This is a genomic window from Trinickia caryophylli (genome assembly GCF_034424545.1).
Lineage (GTDB): Bacteria > Pseudomonadota > Gammaproteobacteria > Burkholderiales > Burkholderiaceae > Trinickia > Trinickia caryophylli.
In genome coordinates, this window is record NZ_CP139970.1 from 3,474,514 (window position 1) to 3,489,413 (window position 14,900).

Consider the following 14,900-nt stretch of genomic DNA (forward strand, 5'->3'; position numbering starts at 1 on the left):
ATCAAGGCTCTGTCTTTTGTAAGTCCGCGCGGCGCGGCTGTAACGAAAAATGTCAGCGATCGCCGCCTTGCGCGCTAGGGCGCGAGAATCGCTTCGAAGCTGCGATGCCCCGCGGGCGTGATGCGCAGCACGCGCGGCCTGGTTGTCTGCTCCACGCAACCCTGCGCGCACCAGTGCTCGAAAAGCGCGGCGCCAAGTGCCCCGCCCAGATGCGCGCGCCGCTCGCTCCAGTCGAGGCAGGTACAGGCGAAGCGCCGCCGCCGCGCGCGCTGGCGGGCGAGGTCGATGCCCCAGCGCGCGAAGACGTCGTTGCCCGCCTCGGTCGTCTCGATCTCGCCATCGTGTTCGGCGAGCCAGCCGCGTGCGACGAGCCGATCAAAGAGGCGCACGGCGAGCTCGCCCGCCATGTGGTCATAGCAGGTCCGCGCGAAGCGCAGATCGAGCGGCACCGTACGCGCGGGCCGCAGCGCGGGCCGTGCCGGCGCGCTGGCCTGCGCGAGATGGGCGAGGGCTTCGATTGCGGTCGCGACCTCGGGCGTCGCAATCCGGTAGTAGCGGTGCCGCCCGCGCGCCTCGAGCGACAGCAGGCCGCCTTCGGTGAGGCGCGCGAGGTGCCCGCTCGCCGCCGACGGCGATAATCCCGCAATGACGGTGAGTTCGCCCGCGGGGCGTGCGCTGCCGTCCATCAGGGCCCATAGCATGGCTGCGCGCCCGGGATCGGCGAGCAGCGCGCCGATCCGCGAGAGCCCCGGGAAGTGGCTGGCGTCGCGTTCGTGGTCATGGGCGGGGGGCATGGCAATCTCCGGGCGGCGCGACGACTCGCTACATCGAGCGCCTCGAATCGATATGAACAGTCTTCAGTCTAATGGGTGGCGGCATTCGATGTTTCATCGCGAGGCGAAATATCGAATTCGCGCCTTTCTCGTGATGGAAACGGGAGCCGGCTGCCGCCGCGCTAGAATTCATCGGGAGCAAGAAGCCAGTGGGGGTTCGATGAAAGCATGGATTGCGGCGCTCACGGTGGTTTGGGCGCTCGGCGCGTGTGCGCAAAGCGGCGCTTCGGGCAGCAGCCAGGGTGGAAGCATCACGATGTACGGCACGATCGACACGGGCGTGACCATTCGGAAGTGAATGGGGCGACGGGGAGGGCTGGGCGGGCCGCGCGGGCGCATCCACCGCAGCCCAATATGGCGCCCGTATAATCGCCACCTTTGCCGCCCGATTGGATGCTTGACCGGAGCCACGATGACTACCCCGACTGCCCCGCTGGACCGTTCCGAAACCACCTTCCGCTTCCTGGCCGAACCCACCTCCGTCAACTTCGGCGGCAAGGTTCACGGGGGTGCGTTGATGAAATGGATCGACGAAACCGCCTATGCCTGCGCGGCGGTCTGGTCGGGCCGGTACTGCGTGACCGTGAGCGTGGGCAATATCCGGTTCCGGCGGCCGATTCTCGTTGGCAATCTCGTCGAGTTGCGCGCCCGGGTGGTGGCCACGGGCCGCACGAGCATGCATATCCACGTGACGGTGCACGCCGGGGACCCAAAGAGCGGCCAGTTGCGGCTCACGACCGATTGCCTCGTCGTCTTCGTCGCGGTGGACGAAAACGGAACGCCGATTCCCGTGCCGCCGTTCGTGCCGGCCACGGACGAGCAAAAGCGCGTGGCCAAATATGCGATGGACGTGAAAGCGGCCCTTGACGCGATCATCGAACTCAAGCCCGAAGAAATGGCGCAGGGCAAGATCTGAGCGCGGCCTAGCGGCGGTGCCGCGGCGCCCGGCATTCGAGCGTCGCGCTCCTGCGTTTCGCAGCGCGGCTTAGCGGCGTCCGACCATCTGCTCCGGGCGCACCCATTCGTCGAACTGGGCCTCGCTGACGTAGCCGAGGGCGAGTGCCGCCGCTTTGAGCGTTGCCCCGTCCTTGTGCGCTTTCTTTGCAATCTGCGCGGCCTTGTCGTAGCCGATGTGCGGATTGAGCGCCGTCACCAGCATCAGCGATTCGTTGAGCAGCGCGTCGATGCGGGCGCGGTTCGGCTCGATGCCCACGGCACAATGATCGTTGAAGCTTTGGGCACCGTCCGCGAGCAGCCGGATCGATTGCAGCACGTTGTGCGCGATCATCGGGCGAAACACGTTCAGCTCGAAGTTGCCGCTCGCGCCGCCGACGTTGACGGCGACATCGTTGCCGAATACCTGGCAGCAGAGCATCGTCACGGCTTCCGATTGCGTCGGATTGACCTTGCCCGGCATGATGGAGCTGCCCGGCTCGTTTTCGGGAATCGCAATTTCGCCGAGGCCGCAGCGGGGGCCGCTTGCGAGCCAGCGCACGTCGTTGGCGATCTTCATGAGGCTCGCCGCGACGGTCTTTAACGCGCCGTGCGCGAAGACGAGCGCATCGGCTGCGGCCATCACTTCGAATTTGTTGGCCGCGCTCACGAACGGCAGTCCGGTCAGACGTCCGATGGCGGCGGCCACGCGCGTGGCGAATTCAGGGTGCGCGTTCAGGCCGGTACCCACGGCCGTGCCGCCTTGGGCAAGTTCGTACAGATGCGGCAGCGTCGCTTGTACGTGCGCTACGCAGTGTTCGAGCTGCGCGACGTAGCCGGAGAATTCCTGGCCGAGCGTGAGCGGCGTGGCGTCCTGCAGATGCGTGCGGCCGATTTTCACGATATCGGCGAACGCGCGGGCCTTCGTGTCGAGCGTTGCGCGCAGCGTCGCGAGCGCGGGCAACAGGTGCTTTACGATTCCCTGAGCGGCGGCCACGTGCATGGCGGTTGGGAACACATCGTTGGACGACTGTCCGCGGTTCACGTCGTCGTTCGGATGGATCTTGCGTGCTTCACCGCGCTCGCCGCCAAGGATCTCGCTCGCACGATTGGCGATGACCTCGTTCAGGTTCATGTTCGTTTGCGTGCCGGAGCCCGTTTGCCATACCGCAAGCGGGAATTCCCCCGCATGCCGGCCTGCGATCACTTCGTCGGCGGCCTGCATGATGGCACGCGCCTTGTCTTCGGCAAGGACGCCGAGCTCGAGGTTGACCTCGGCAGCGGCGCGTTTGACGATCGCAAGCGATGTAATCAGTTCGGGCGACTGCTTCTCGGTCGAAATCCTGAAATTCTCGAGCGAGCGCTGTGTTTGCGTCCCCCACAGGCGCGCATTCGGGACGGCGATCTCGCCGAACGTATCGCGTTCCATGCGAACGTCTTCGGTCATGTCTGGCTCCGGGTTGATGGCGATTGATGTGGAAAGATTACGCCTGAGCGAGCTGCGGTGCCTGCAACCGCTCAAAGCTGCGAGTCGATCGGCAGCAGACGGAAGAACCCGGTCAGCAAGTTGCGCACGAAGCCGGCCTCCGGATCCAGCGACCACGTGCGCCGATACGAAACGCTGCCGTTGTGCTCGTCGCCGCTCCACTCGAGACCCGAGACGGGCGCACCCAGCGCGCGCAGCCGCGCGTTCTCCTCGGGCGTCGCGAGCGTGACGCGATAGCTCACATCGGGGGACGTGGCCCGCACGATGAGCGATGCGACCTGGTTCGCGAGTTGTTCGCTGTCGATGAAGAGCGCAAGTTCGGTATTGAGATGCGCGGAGCGCGGATCGAAGTTCATCGAGCCGATCACGAGCTTGCGGCGATCGATCACGTATGCTTTCGCGTGCAGGCTCGAGCGCGAGTTGGACCCTGCAAAAAAGCGTGAGCGCTCGCGCTGCAACGGCTGGAATTCATAAAGTTCCACGCCGTTTTCGAGCAGCGGGATGCGATAGGGGTTGTAGCCTGCCTGAACGGCCACGGCGTCGGTCGATGCCATCGAGTTCGTGACGACGATCACGCGCACGCCGCGATGAGTCAATGTGCCGAGCAGGCGTACCCCCGCGTCGTGCGGAACGAAGTAGGGCGAGAGAATGAGCACTTCGTGCCGCGCATCGCCGAGCAGTTGAGCGAGACGCTGCATTGGCGGGCTGCGGTAAGTGCCGTCGAGATCGGTCACCTTGCGTGGCGAGTCGACGAGGAATTGGGCGGGTGCCCAGACCAGGCCGAGACCATGTTGGGCAATCCGCGCCGCGAGCGGCGCGGTGGTAAGCGGCCTCGCGCCGACCGCCTGCGCCTCCGTGCGCCAGTGCGTGCGTAGCGCGTCGCGCGCCGAGCGCAGATCTTCCGTTGCATAGCTGCCCTTGTCGAGCGCGGCAACGGGGTAGGCGAGGGCGCTGTTCCAAAACTGATCGAAGCTGGCCGAAGCCTTGGCCACGATCGGCCCGGCGGCGAGTACGTCAAGATCGCGAAACTGAAGCTTCGGGCTGGCGCTGAAGTATTCGTCGCCGAGATTTCGGCCGCCGACGATCGCCACGGCACCGTCCGCGATCATCGCCTTGTTGTGCATGCGGCGGGTGAATCGGTCGATGCGCGTGAAGAGGTCTTCGGTACGCGCGAATACGCTGTCGTGCGCGCTGCCGAACGGGTTGAACACGCGCACTTCAATGCGCGCGTGGGTGGCGAGCGCCGCCATGAGGCGTTTGCTGTCCTTGAAATTCAGATCGTCGACGAGCATGCGCACGCGCACCCCGCGGTCGGCCGCGTAGAGCGCGGCCGCGAGCAGCAGCCGTCCCGTCGTATCCTCGGAAGCAATGTAGTACTGCAAGTCGAGCGTTTGCGTAGCGGCCCGCGCGACAGCGATGCGCATCTGCAGGGCGTCGGTGCCATCGGTAAGCAGACGAAAGCCCGATTGACCGGGATGGGCTGCTTCGAGGGGCGTCAGAGCCTTGCCGAGCGGGGTGGCATCAGGATCAGCGAGCGCATGCGTGACAGGGCGCTCGAGCGACGTGGCGGGCGGCAGCGTCGTGCAGGCCGCACCCAGCGCGACGGCCGCCGCGAGCAGTAGCCACGCGGCGAAACGTAGGGACACATGGGCGTTTGAGCTTGACCGCATGAACTCGAACACGGCGGACCTCTCCAGGCGATGAACGTTATCGTGCGGGCATCCGGTGCCGGTTGCTCCGGCACGAAATACATTCTAGGGCCAGTTGCAGCTGGTGGGTGGCCGGCGCGAGCCTGCATCGAGCGCGAGCGGACTGCGCCTCGGCGGCTTGCGTGCCGTCTGCCATCCGAGAGGCAAGGACGGGGCCAGACGGCCAGCGGCCTGCCATCGGTCCGCAAACCAATGGTCAGCAGGTGTCGGCCGGGGGCGGGCGGGTCAACGGGCCGATTCGTCAGACGAGCGGATTTGCACCGCGCCCGGCATGGGGTCGCGCGCGGCTCACTTGCGGTGTGGCCGGGTCATGCGCTCGAAGCGCAGTGTCAGCAGGAGCGCAACACTCGACAGTCCGGCGGCAAGCCCCCACCAGAGTCCTCGCGCGCCCAGATCCGCGTGGAACGCGAGCAGGTAGCCCGTGGGAAATCCGACACCCCAGTAGCCGAACGCGGCAGCCACCATCGGGATGCGTGTGTCTTTGAGCCCGCGCAGGCAACCGGCGCCGATCACCTGCATGCCGTCGACGATCTGATAAACCGCGGCGATGCCGAGCAGCGCGGTGGCGATCGCGACGGTCTGTGCATTGACCGGGTCATGGAGGTTCAGATACAGCCCGACGATGGCATGCGGCGCGATGATGAGCAGCAGCCCCGAGAGCGACATGAACGCGATGCCGAGGCCGAGCGCGACGAAGCCGGCATGGCGCGCCGCGAGCGGATGTCCGGCTCCGATCCAATAACCGACCCGCACATTGGCAGCTTGCCCGATCGCGAGCGGCACCATGAAGAGGACGGACGTGACGTTCAGTGCGATCTGGTTCGCGGCCAGATGTGTTTCGCCGAAGAGGCCTGCCATGAGACCGGTAGCCAGAAAGAGCGCGGACTCGACGCCGAACGTGATGGCCACAGGCCAGCCGATGCCGAAGAGCTCGCTCATCAGCGGGACGTTGGGCCGGGCCGCCGCGACGAAATGGCGATAGCGCGGGCGGCCATGCAGCAGCGCGACGAGGGCGATTGCCGTCAGCCAGATCGTCACCGTGGTGGCAGTGGCCGAGCCGAGCAGGCCAAGCCGGGGCAGGCCGTAAGCGCCGTGAATGAGACCATAATTGAGCACTGCGTTGACGCCAACGCTCGCGACCGAAATCCACAAGAGGCGCTTGGCTGCGCCGATCGCCGGCAGGAATGCGCGCATCATGCCGACGCCGATGAGACTGCCGAGCGATGCCCAGCGCAGCACGGCCGTGTAGGCGCCGACATCGCGCGCGAGCGCCGCGGGTTCGCCGAACAGGAGCAGGATCGGCTCCGTGAATGAAAGTACGGCGAATGCGGGCACGGTGAGCAGCACCGACAGCACCAGGCCGCTCCAATAGATCGGCGGCACGCGATGCTCGGCCTTGGAGCCGCGCGCATTGGCCACGGTCACGCTGACGGAACTCAGCACGCCTTGCAACAGCGTGACGGCGAAAAAAAAGATATTCGATCCGAGGCCGCCGGCTGCGATCGCGCCTGCTCCGAGTGCGCCGAGCAGGATCGTATCGGTCACGCCCATGGCCATTTGCGAGAGTTGGGCGATAGCGAGCGGCGCGGCGAGCCGGGCTGTTTCGGCTGCGTGAGTGGAAAGCTTCGGCGGCGCGGCCGCCGCATGCGAGAGACCGGATTGCGACATGGCTTGAACGGGAGCGATAGTGCGACGGCGGCCCGTGCTATGTGCCAACGGGGCATCGATCGGAGTTGGCGCTACGAGCGCTGTACCTGGATCTCCGCCACGCCGGGGCCGCGCATTTGTCGGAAAATAAAGAGCTTATTGCGACAGCGTCCGGCTGTCGATGGGCACGGCCGGGTACCGGACGCGCGGCCGTGTATCGAGGCGACGATATAAAGCGGGGTGCCCTGCTCGCGCTGCCACCTCGAGCGAGCGCGCGTCAGGCCGGCTCGTGTATGGCGATGCGCGTGTCTCCGAGCAGGACGACCTGCCCCGCGCGGATCTTGCAGGTCTTGCGCAGCTCGACGCGACCGTCCACACGCACCGCCCCTGACGCGACGAGCGCTTTGGCTGAGCCGCCGCTATCGGCGAGCCCCGAGAGCTTGAGCAGATTATGCAGTTCGACGTACTCGCCGGTGAGCGTGAAATCGAGATTGGCCATCGAATGAGACGTCGGTAACGCGGGGGCGGGCAGGCATCATAAGCCAAAGGTGCCCGTCTCGGGAATAGGACGCGCCAATTTGCTTGCCTGCGCGGGTTGTATGGATATACAGTATGCTTCGCCGCTCTTCGCCGGCGCTTATTGCATTCGAGTCCGATCCGCCGTGTTTGCTTCCACCTCCCTCGCGCGTCCCTCGGAAGACGCTCCGTACCTTGCCAAGCTCAACGACGCGCAGCGCGCGGCTGTGGAGTACGGCATCGATGCGGCCGCTCAACCGGGTGGCCCGCTACTCGTCATCGCGGGCGCGGGCTCGGGCAAGACGAACACGCTTGCGCACCGCGTCGCGCACTTGCTCGTGCGGGGCGCGGATCCACGCCGTGTGCTGCTGCTGACGTTCTCCCGGCGCGCCGCTCAGGAAATGACGCGCCGCGCGGCGCGGATCGCCGCCGCGGCGCTCGGCTCGCGCGCGGATCTGGCCGATGCGTTGGCCTGGTCGGGCACTTTCCACAGCGTCGGCGCGCGGCTCTTGCGCGAGTACGCCGAGTCGATCGGCTTGTCGCCGGTGTTTACGATCGGCGACCGTGAAGACTGCGCCGATCTGCTCGATGTCGTCCGTCACGAGCAGGGCCTCTCGGCGAAAGCACGCCGTTTTCCGAAGAAGGGGACCTGCCTGGCGATCTATTCGCGGGTGGTCAATACCGGTGCGTCGCTGCCGGAAGTGCTCGATGCGGCGTTCGCCTGGTGCCGTGAATGGGAGGCCGAGCTGCGCGCGCTGTTTGCGGGCTATGTGCGGGCGAAGCAAGCGCAAAACGTGCTCGACTATGACGATTTGCTGCTCTACTGGGCTCGCATGGCCGAAGTGAGCGAGATCGGTGCGGATCTCGCGGCGCGCTTCGACCATGTGCTCGTCGACGAATATCAGGACACGAACCGCCTGCAGGCCTCGATCCTGCGTGCGATGAAGCCCGACGGGCGCGGGCTTACTGTCGTCGGTGACGACGCGCAGTCGATCTACGCGTTTCGCGGCGCGACCGTGCGCAATATCCTCGATTTCCCGGCGCAGTTCGAACCCGAGGCGCATCGGGTGACGCTCGAGCGTAATTACCGGTCGAGCGCGCCGATTCTCGCTGCGTCGAACGCGGTGATCGGGCTCGCGGCCGAGCGTTTCACGAAAGACCTGTGGACGGACAAGACCTCCGGCGGGCGCCCGCGCCTCGTGACGGTGGCAGGCGAGCTCGAGCAGGCGCGCTACGTCGTCGAATGTGTGCTCGAAGCGCGCGAGGCCGGCGTGAGGCTGAAGTCTCAAGCCGTGCTGTTCCGGGCCGCGCATCACAGCGCTGCGCTCGAACTGGAGCTTGCGCGGCGCAACATTCCTTTCGTGAAGTTCGGCGGGCTCAGGTTTCTCGATTCGGTGCACGTCAAAGACGTGCTCGCCGTGCTGCGATGGGCGTTCAATCCGCGCGACCGCATTGCCGGTTTTCGCGTGGCGCAGCTGTTGCCCGGGGTCGGGCCGGCAACGGCCGGGCGGCTGCTCGATGCGGCCCAGGCGGACGATGCTTCCCGCTCGCTCGCGGGATTCGCACCGCCGTTGCGTGCGGCCGACGACTGGCCTTCTTTTACCGCGCTGATGACGGACCTCTGGTGCGTGCGCACGCCATGGCCTGCCGAGTTCGAGCAGGTCCGGCGCTGGTACGAGCCGCATCTCGAGCGCAATCACGACGATGCAGCGGCCCGCCATGCCGACATCCTGCAAATGGAGAGCCTGGCGGCAACGTACGCGTCGCGCGAGCGCTTCTTGACCGAACTCGCGCTCGATCCGCCCGACGCCACGAGCGACGAGTCGGGTGCACCGCTTGTCGACGAAGACTATTTGATTCTCTCGACGATCCACTCGGCGAAGGGCCAGGAGTGGCGCAACGTGTTCGTGCTGAACGGCGTGGACGGCTGTATCCCGTCGGATCTTGGGGCGGGCAGCGAGGCCGAGCTCGAGGAGGAACGGCGGCTGCTTTACGTCGCCATGACACGCGCGAAGGACGACTTGCACATCGTCGTGCCGCAGCGCTTTTATGTCCACGGGCAGGCGCAGCACGGAGACCGCCACGTCTATGCGTCGCGCACGCGCTTCATTCCCGCGCAACTGCTACCGCTTTTCGAACTCGAGGCATGGCCGCCCGTGCCGCGGTCCGCACCGCCCACCGAGGCGGGATTGGCTGCCGCGGCGAAGGCGCGCGTCGATATCGCCGCGCAGTTGAAGAAAATGTGGGAGTGAGCGAGGAGCGACCGCGCTCGAAACGCACTCAGCGCTGGCGTCGCTCCTGCGGGCGCGGCTGCCGTACCGGGGGATTGAAGAAGTTGCGCAACCAGGCGGCCATGCGCGAGAAGATGTCGTACGGCTCCTCGACGAAGATCTCGGGCTTGAGCAGGCGCAGGAATTCCATGATCTGCTGCGCCTCCTGTTTCTGGAAGGAGCCGTGCGAGAGGCCGAGCTTGAGCAGGCCGCGCAATTCACCGAGCTTCTCGCGCGCCGTGCTGCCGATGCTCGTCTCGCAGGCGATCTTCGCTTCGTACACGCGCTGGCGCAGCGATTCCGCGAGCCGCCAGGCCGGCGTCTGCATCTTTTCCTCGAGCGATTCGATGTCTCGCGCTGACGACTTGATCTGCGCGGAGAGCGGGTCGACGAGCGCCGCGTCGCCGCCCGCTTCCTTCACGATGGCCGAGGCCCAGTCGTGGCAAGCCTTGGCGAGCTCGTCCGAGGTCCACTGCGAGCGATAGGCGAACGAAAACCCGTGCTCCTCGGCTTGCCGCACGAGGATCGCGACAACATCCGGGAACTCCTTGTCAAGCGTGCGCTTGGCCCAGGCGTATTGGCCCCCCTGCAGCATCCGCTGCACGGCGTGTTCGGTGAGCGGCACCATGTTGTCGAGTAGCTTGGCGCGCAAAAAATCCTCGAACGAGGGCGTCGCGAACTGGGGGTCGAGCTTCAGCGACACGCGCACGAAGGCCTCGAAGTCCTTGTGCAGCGAGGCGACGGTCTCGTCTCGAAGATGAAGGGTGATCTGACCCATGGCATGTCCTGAAGGCTCGTGAGCGCGCTTGCTCGTCGATGGGCGAGCAAGCGCACCGTTGCGCCCGCCGGCACGGCGGAGGCGGTACGGCACGCGCGTCGGCGCCCGTACATCGATGTCGTCAATGCGTTCGACGGCCGGCAGCCATGCTGGCCGGCCTACGCGGTTCGTCTGTTTATCGGCGGGCGACGGCGGAACTTGAGGGTTATCACGGGCGTTTATCGTTGAAGCCGAACCATCGACCCGGGTGCTTCAATGCACGACGAGCCATTGCCATAGGAAAAAGACGCCGAGCCCGACCGCGATCGTGAGGAGCGGCCGGCGCGTCGCGGCCGAGACGAGGCAGGCCGCCAGGGCCCCCACGAGCTGCGGGTTGCGCCAGGTGATTTCGGCTGCACCACCATGGGGCGCGACCGTCATTGGCACGATGATGGCCGTGAGCACGGTTACTGGAACGAATCCGAGTGCGGTGCGCAGGAGCGGAGGGAAGGCGATGCGCTCGCCCAACACGAACACCGTTGCCCGAATGAGGCAGGTGATGAGCGCCATGCCGAGGATGAGTATCGCGTAGATCATCGCATCGCCTCCGCGTGTGCGCGTTGGCCGGATTGCCACGGGCGCGACAGCGCGAGGCCGACGACGACGCCGCCCGCCACGGCGGCGAGGAGCCCCAGCTTGTACGGCCACGCGGCGCAGAGCCAGGCGAGAAGGCCGGCGACCGCCGCGGCGGCGATATAGCGAAGCGCGACGAGTTGCGGCACGACGATCGCGATGAACGTGGCGGCCATCGCGAAATCGAGGCCAAGCGATTGCAGACCCGGAAACGCCGCCCCGAAAAGCAGGCCGGCGAGTGTCCAGAGTTGCCAGTTGATATACATGGCCAGGCCGGAGCCGAGAAAATAGTGCGGGCCGATCGCGCCGACAGGCGCCGCGCGATAGTGCGAATAGGCGACGGCAAATACTTCGTCGGTGAGCAGCGCGCCAAGCGCCCAGCGCCAGCGCGTCGGCAGGTGCGCGACGTAGGGGGCGAGCGTTGCGCTGTAGAGCACATGCCGCAGATTGACGATGAGCGTCGTCGCCCAGACGACGGCGAAACTGGCATGGCCGGCGATCAGGCCGAGCGCGATGAACTGCGCGGAGCCGGCGAACACGGCAAGCGACATCAACTGGCCGTGCCAGAGCCGCAGTGGGCTGGAGGCAACGAGCGTGCCGAAGATAATGCCGAACGGGCCCGCACCGATCATCATCGGAAGTGTGTCGCGTGCGCCGTTGGCGAATTCACTGAGGGGGGTGCGCGGGTTCAACGAGAGATCCTCCTATGGCAGCCGAGGATAGTCGTGCGCGCCCGCATGCGCTTGTACGTTCTTGCGCGCGTACCCGCGCGTACCCGTGTGTGGCCGGAGCCCGGGCGCGCTCGGGCGCTTCGTCGCTGAACGGGGTCAGCTGGCCTGCCAGCGGCCGGGCGGCACACCGAACATCCGCTTGAAATGCCGCGTGAAATGGCTCTGGTCGGTGAAGCCGCTCGCGGCCGCGACGTCCGTGACGGACATGCCCGAACGCAGCGGTCCGAGCGCATGCTGCAGCCGCAACTGGTTGCGCCAGGCATGGGGAGCGAGGCCCGTGGCTCGCGTGAAAAGCCGGGCCGCGTGAAAAGGCGAGAGGCCGACTTCGTCGGCCAGCTCGGCGAGCGTAATCGGCTCCGCGAGTTCGGCTGCGAGGCGCGCTTTCATGGCGGCGACGCGCGGCGCGTCGGCCGCGAGCTTCAGCGTTTCCGGCTGCCCTTGCGCGTGCCTTGCGACAAGCGTCGAAAGCGCATCGACGAGCGCAGTCTGCGCGGCGAGCGGGTCGCCATCAGCTTCGAGCAGGCGGTGTGCCCGAGCAATGCGCGCGGCAAGATCGGGGTCGTCGATGGGCGCCGCGGGGAACCAGGGCAGCATGTGAGGCTTGCCCGACAACTCGCCGGCAAGGCGCCGGATTTCGTCGACCGGCACGTAAAGCACGCGGTAGCGCCAGCCGGCCTCGATGGCGCGCGAGCCGGTGTGCACTTCGCCGGGATTGATGATAGGCACCGTACCCGCTTGCGCGACGTAGCGTGCGCCGCGATAGGCGTAGGCTTCGGCACCGGCCTCGATGACAGGGACGGTGTAGGCCTCGTGCCAGTGCGGGGCGAACGTGTGCTCGCGATACTCGGCGGTCAGCATGTCGGCGCCGGGCAGAAGCGGCGTGCGCCAGTAGCGGGCGGAGTCGCGAAAGCGGGGCGCGTTCATGGCAGTTCGGAAAGGTGGCGATGCAAATATGTCGAGCAGCGGGCGTGCCGCGACCAGTGGACCGGACCGTCTCCTTGCGACGGAACGCCAGCATAGCGCGAAGTGCGCACGTGTGTCCGATCGGCACGTCGCGAACGACGGGGACGGAAAACGGGGACAGGAAGCGATGAAGGAAAAGGATGGAGCAGGCAAAAAAAAGCCCGTCATTGCTGACGGGCTTTTTTTTGTACTTTGGCTCCCCGACCTGGGCTCGAACCAGGGACCTACGGATTAACAGTCCGGCGCTCTACCGACTGAGCTATCGGGGAACAATACTGCTACGGTAAATCGTGACGCTTCTATGCAAAGAGCCCGTCGTCTTCAACGGGCTCTTTGCTTGTATTCTTTGGCTCCCCGACCTGGGCTCGAACCAGGGACCTACGGATTAACAGTCCGGCGCTCTACCGACTGAGCTATCGGGGAACAACAACAGCAGAGAAGCGGGATTTTATGGACGGTTGCTCATGCTGTCAATACCCCTGTCCTCGGCTGACCGTTTGCGCAACACTGATGCGCGCCGGACGGCTCGGCCCATCGCCTGCACGGGTCGGCCTGCAAAAGCGGAGAAAAGACGAAGGGGAACAGGAGAGGCGCAAAGAGCCGCAAAGAGCCGCGAACCGATGGCCCAAAGCCGCCGAGGGCGTCTTGCCGACGCCGACGCCGCTTAACGCTCGAGCTTGTCGAGCTTGTCTTTCACGTCCTTCCACTGATCGGCCTCGGGCAGTGCGCCCTTGGTCTTCGTGATGCTCGGCCAGCCCTTGGCGAGGTCGGCGTTCAGCTCGACGAACTGCTGCTGATCGCCAGGAACGTCTTCCTCGGCATAGATGGCATTGACCGGGCACTCGGCCACGCAAACGGCGCAGTCGATGCATTCATCGGGATCGATCGCGAGGAAGTTGGGACCTTCGCGAAAGCAGTCGACCGGACATACGTCCACGCAGTCTGTGTATTTGCATTTGATGCAGCTTTCGGTCACAACGTGAGTCATTCAAGCTCCTGCACACTGGTATCGGGGAATCTGTTGCGAGTAGGCAAACGAGTTATTGTAACGTAACAAGCCGTACCCAAGGTCCGGGCTCCCGTTGCGCCTTAGATCGATTCGTGATTAGTTTATGGGGCCCCAGGCGCGGCCACGAGCGGGTGCGACATCCGGTAACATGCCGCTACCGCGCGTGGGCCGCGCCTTAAGTTCGATTCCCGGCTGGAGCGTCATGATCATCACCTCGCTGCTCGATACCGATCTCTACAAGTTCACGATGATGCAGGTCGTACTGCATCAGTTTCCCGCCGCGAACGTCGAATATCGTTTTCGCTGCCGCACGCCGAACGTGGCGCTCGCCCCCTACGTGGAAGAGATTCGCGACGAAGTCCGCCGCCTGTGTTCGCTGCGGTTCTCGGATGACGAGCTCGACTATCTGCGCCGCATGCGCTTTATCAAAAGCGATTTCGTCGATTTTCTCGGCCTTTTCCACCTGAACGAAAAATACATTTCGATCGAACCATCGGCCAAAGGCAACGGCGAAATCGAAATCATCATCCAGGGGCCGTGGCTGCATACGATTCTCTTCGAGATCCCCGTGCTCGCCATCGTCAACGAAGTGTATTTCCGCAATACGCAGCGCGCGCCCGACTATGCGATCGGCCGCGAGCGACTGCGCGAGAAGATCAAGCTGCTCGGCGCGCGTCCCGAGTTCGCCGACTGCAAGATTGCCGATTACGGGACCCGCCGGCGCTTTTCGAAGCGTTGGCACGAAGAGGTGATTCTCACGCTCACGAGCGGCATCAGCGAGCAGTTCGCGGGTACGAGCAATGTGTTTTATGCGAAGAAACACGGCCTCGTGCCGCTCGGCACAATGGCGCACGAATATCTGCAGGCTTGCCAGGCGCTCGGCCCACGGCTGCGCGACTCGCAGACATACGGCTTCGAGGTCTGGGCCAAGGAATACCGCGGCGATCTCGGCATCGCGCTTTCCGACGTCTACGGAATGAAGGCATTTCTGCGCGACTTCGACATGTACTTCTGCAAGCTCTTCGACGGCGCGCGGCACGATTCGGGCGATCCGTTCGAATGGGGCGAGCGGTTGCTGCGCCATTACGAGGAAAACCGCTGCGATCCGCGCACGAAAGTGCTCGTGTTTTCCGACGCGCTCGACATTCCGAAAGTACTGCAGCTCTACGAACGGTTTCGCACCCGCTGCCGCCTCGCCTTCGGCGTGGGCACGAATCTCACCAACGACCTCGGCTACAGCCCACTGCAGATCGTCATCAAGATGGTCCGCTGTAACGGCCAGCCCGTGGCGAAGCTCTCCGATTCGCCGGGCAAGAACATGTGCGACGACAAGGCTTATCTCGCCTATCTGCGGCAGGTCTTCGACATCGAAGCGCCCGCCGACGATTCCGGCGAGTGACACGGGGGCGCCCG

General features: G+C 65.4%; 14 protein-coding genes and 2 tRNA genes. 4 read left to right on the plus strand and 12 right to left on the minus strand.

Features of this window, described 5'->3' with window-relative positions; genetic code table 11:
• Positions 1–74: 74 nt before the first annotated feature.
• On the minus strand, positions 75–794 hold the full coding sequence (locus tag U0034_RS15735; RefSeq protein WP_085226564.1) for an ArsR/SmtB family transcription factor: 720 nt from the start codon (positions 792–794) through the stop codon (positions 75–77).
• Between the two features lie 199 nt (positions 795–993).
• Between U0034_RS15735 and U0034_RS15740 the strand changes: the two genes are divergently transcribed.
• Positions 994–1,131: a hypothetical protein gene (locus U0034_RS15740; protein WP_170151679.1), complete on the plus strand. Its 138-nt coding sequence runs from the start codon at positions 994–996 to the stop codon at positions 1,129–1,131.
• Between the two features lie 114 nt (positions 1,132–1,245).
• Positions 1,246–1,749, plus strand: coding sequence for an acyl-CoA thioesterase (locus U0034_RS15745; RefSeq protein ID WP_085226568.1), 504 nt, complete (start codon positions 1,246–1,248; stop codon positions 1,747–1,749).
• A 69-nt stretch (positions 1,750–1,818) separates the two neighbouring features.
• On the opposite strand, the gene fumC is transcribed toward U0034_RS15745, so the two are convergent.
• From fumC to U0034_RS15765, 4 genes are all read right to left on the minus strand, one after another.
• Positions 1,819–3,213, minus strand: coding sequence for a class II fumarate hydratase (gene fumC / locus U0034_RS15750; RefSeq protein WP_085226570.1), 1,395 nt, complete (start codon positions 3,211–3,213; stop codon positions 1,819–1,821).
• 71 nt (positions 3,214–3,284) lie between these two features.
• A complete protein-coding gene (locus tag U0034_RS15755) occupies positions 3,285–4,922 on the minus strand; it encodes a phospholipase D-like domain-containing protein (protein ID WP_085227230.1) in 1,638 nt (545 codons plus the stop codon).
• Between the two features lie 327 nt (positions 4,923–5,249).
• On the minus strand, positions 5,250–6,629 hold the full coding sequence (locus U0034_RS15760; protein ID WP_085226572.1) for an MATE family efflux transporter: 1,380 nt from the start codon (positions 6,627–6,629) through the stop codon (positions 5,250–5,252).
• A 256-nt stretch (positions 6,630–6,885) separates the two neighbouring features.
• Positions 6,886–7,107 (minus strand): RNA-binding S4 domain-containing protein, encoded by a 222-nt coding sequence (locus U0034_RS15765; RefSeq protein WP_085226574.1) that lies wholly within the window; start codon positions 7,105–7,107, stop codon positions 6,886–6,888.
• A 100-nt stretch (positions 7,108–7,207) separates the two neighbouring features.
• Here U0034_RS15765 and U0034_RS15770 point away from each other — a divergent pair, with 100 nt between their 5' ends.
• Positions 7,208–9,376, plus strand: a complete 2,169-nt coding sequence (locus U0034_RS15770) for an ATP-dependent helicase (protein ID WP_085226576.1) — start codon at positions 7,208–7,210, stop codon at positions 9,374–9,376.
• A 28-nt stretch (positions 9,377–9,404) separates the two neighbouring features.
• Here U0034_RS15770 and U0034_RS15775 read toward each other — a convergent pair whose 3' ends face one another.
• From U0034_RS15775 to fdxA, 7 genes are all read right to left on the minus strand, one after another.
• Positions 9,405–10,172, minus strand: a complete 768-nt coding sequence (locus U0034_RS15775) for a DUF4088 domain-containing protein (RefSeq protein WP_085226578.1) — start codon at positions 10,170–10,172, stop codon at positions 9,405–9,407.
• Between the two features lie 252 nt (positions 10,173–10,424).
• Entirely contained in the window at positions 10,425–10,748 is a 324-nt protein-coding gene (locus U0034_RS15780; protein ID WP_085226580.1) for an AzlD domain-containing protein, read from the minus strand.
• Positions 10,745–11,419, minus strand: coding sequence for an AzlC family ABC transporter permease (locus tag U0034_RS15785; protein ID WP_085226583.1), 675 nt, complete (start codon positions 11,417–11,419; stop codon positions 10,745–10,747). The genes U0034_RS15780 and U0034_RS15785 overlap by 4 nt, the downstream gene beginning before the upstream one ends.
• Positions 11,420–11,611: 192 nt before the next feature.
• The gene (locus U0034_RS15790; RefSeq protein WP_085226585.1) at positions 11,612–12,439 is read right to left on the minus strand and encodes an AraC family transcriptional regulator; all 828 of its coding nucleotides are present in this window, start codon (positions 12,437–12,439) and stop codon (positions 11,612–11,614) included.
• 232 nt (positions 12,440–12,671) lie between these two features.
• Positions 12,672–12,747 (minus strand) — tRNA-Asn (locus U0034_RS15795).
• A gap of 78 nt (positions 12,748–12,825) precedes the next feature.
• Positions 12,826–12,901: transfer RNA gene (locus U0034_RS15800), tRNA-Asn, on the minus strand.
• A gap of 241 nt (positions 12,902–13,142) precedes the next feature.
• Positions 13,143–13,466, minus strand: coding sequence for a ferredoxin FdxA (fdxA, locus tag U0034_RS15805; protein ID WP_085226587.1), 324 nt, complete (start codon positions 13,464–13,466; stop codon positions 13,143–13,145).
• Between the two features lie 223 nt (positions 13,467–13,689).
• Between fdxA and pncB the strand changes: the two genes are divergently transcribed.
• Positions 13,690–14,886, plus strand: coding sequence for a nicotinate phosphoribosyltransferase (gene pncB / locus U0034_RS15810; protein WP_085226589.1), 1,197 nt, complete (start codon positions 13,690–13,692; stop codon positions 14,884–14,886).
• Positions 14,887–14,900 lie beyond the last annotated feature (14 nt).

Excerpts from the sequence above, each read along its gene's own strand:
- U0034_RS15735 (WP_085226564.1), bottom strand. The coding sequence starts at position 794 with ATGCCCCCCGCCCATGACCACGAACGCGACGCCAGCCACTTCCCGGGG.
- U0034_RS15740 (WP_170151679.1), top strand. The coding sequence starts at position 994 with ATGAAAGCATGGATTGCGGCGCTCACGGTGGTTTGGGCGCTCGGCGCG.
- U0034_RS15745 (WP_085226568.1), top strand. The coding sequence starts at position 1,246 with ATGACTACCCCGACTGCCCCGCTGGACCGTTCCGAAACCACCTTCCGC.
- fumC (WP_085226570.1), bottom strand. The coding sequence starts at position 3,213 with ATGACCGAAGACGTTCGCATGGAACGCGATACGTTCGGCGAGATCGCC.
- U0034_RS15755 (WP_085227230.1), bottom strand. The coding sequence starts at position 4,922 with ATGCGGTCAAGCTCAAACGCCCATGTGTCCCTACGTTTCGCCGCGTGG.
- U0034_RS15760 (WP_085226572.1), bottom strand. The coding sequence starts at position 6,629 with ATGTCGCAATCCGGTCTCTCGCATGCGGCGGCCGCGCCGCCGAAGCTT.
- U0034_RS15765 (WP_085226574.1), bottom strand. The coding sequence starts at position 7,107 with ATGGCCAATCTCGATTTCACGCTCACCGGCGAGTACGTCGAACTGCAT.
- U0034_RS15770 (WP_085226576.1), top strand. The coding sequence starts at position 7,208 with ATGGATATACAGTATGCTTCGCCGCTCTTCGCCGGCGCTTATTGCATT.
- U0034_RS15775 (WP_085226578.1), bottom strand. The coding sequence starts at position 10,172 with ATGGGTCAGATCACCCTTCATCTTCGAGACGAGACCGTCGCCTCGCTG.
- U0034_RS15780 (WP_085226580.1), bottom strand. The coding sequence starts at position 10,748 with ATGATCTACGCGATACTCATCCTCGGCATGGCGCTCATCACCTGCCTC.
- U0034_RS15785 (WP_085226583.1), bottom strand. The coding sequence starts at position 11,419 with ATGATGATCGGTGCGGGCCCGTTCGGCATTATCTTCGGCACGCTCGTT.
- U0034_RS15790 (WP_085226585.1), bottom strand. The coding sequence starts at position 12,439 with ATGAACGCGCCCCGCTTTCGCGACTCCGCCCGCTACTGGCGCACGCCG.
- fdxA (WP_085226587.1), bottom strand. The coding sequence starts at position 13,466 with ATGACTCACGTTGTGACCGAAAGCTGCATCAAATGCAAATACACAGAC.
- pncB (WP_085226589.1), top strand. The coding sequence starts at position 13,690 with ATGATCATCACCTCGCTGCTCGATACCGATCTCTACAAGTTCACGATG.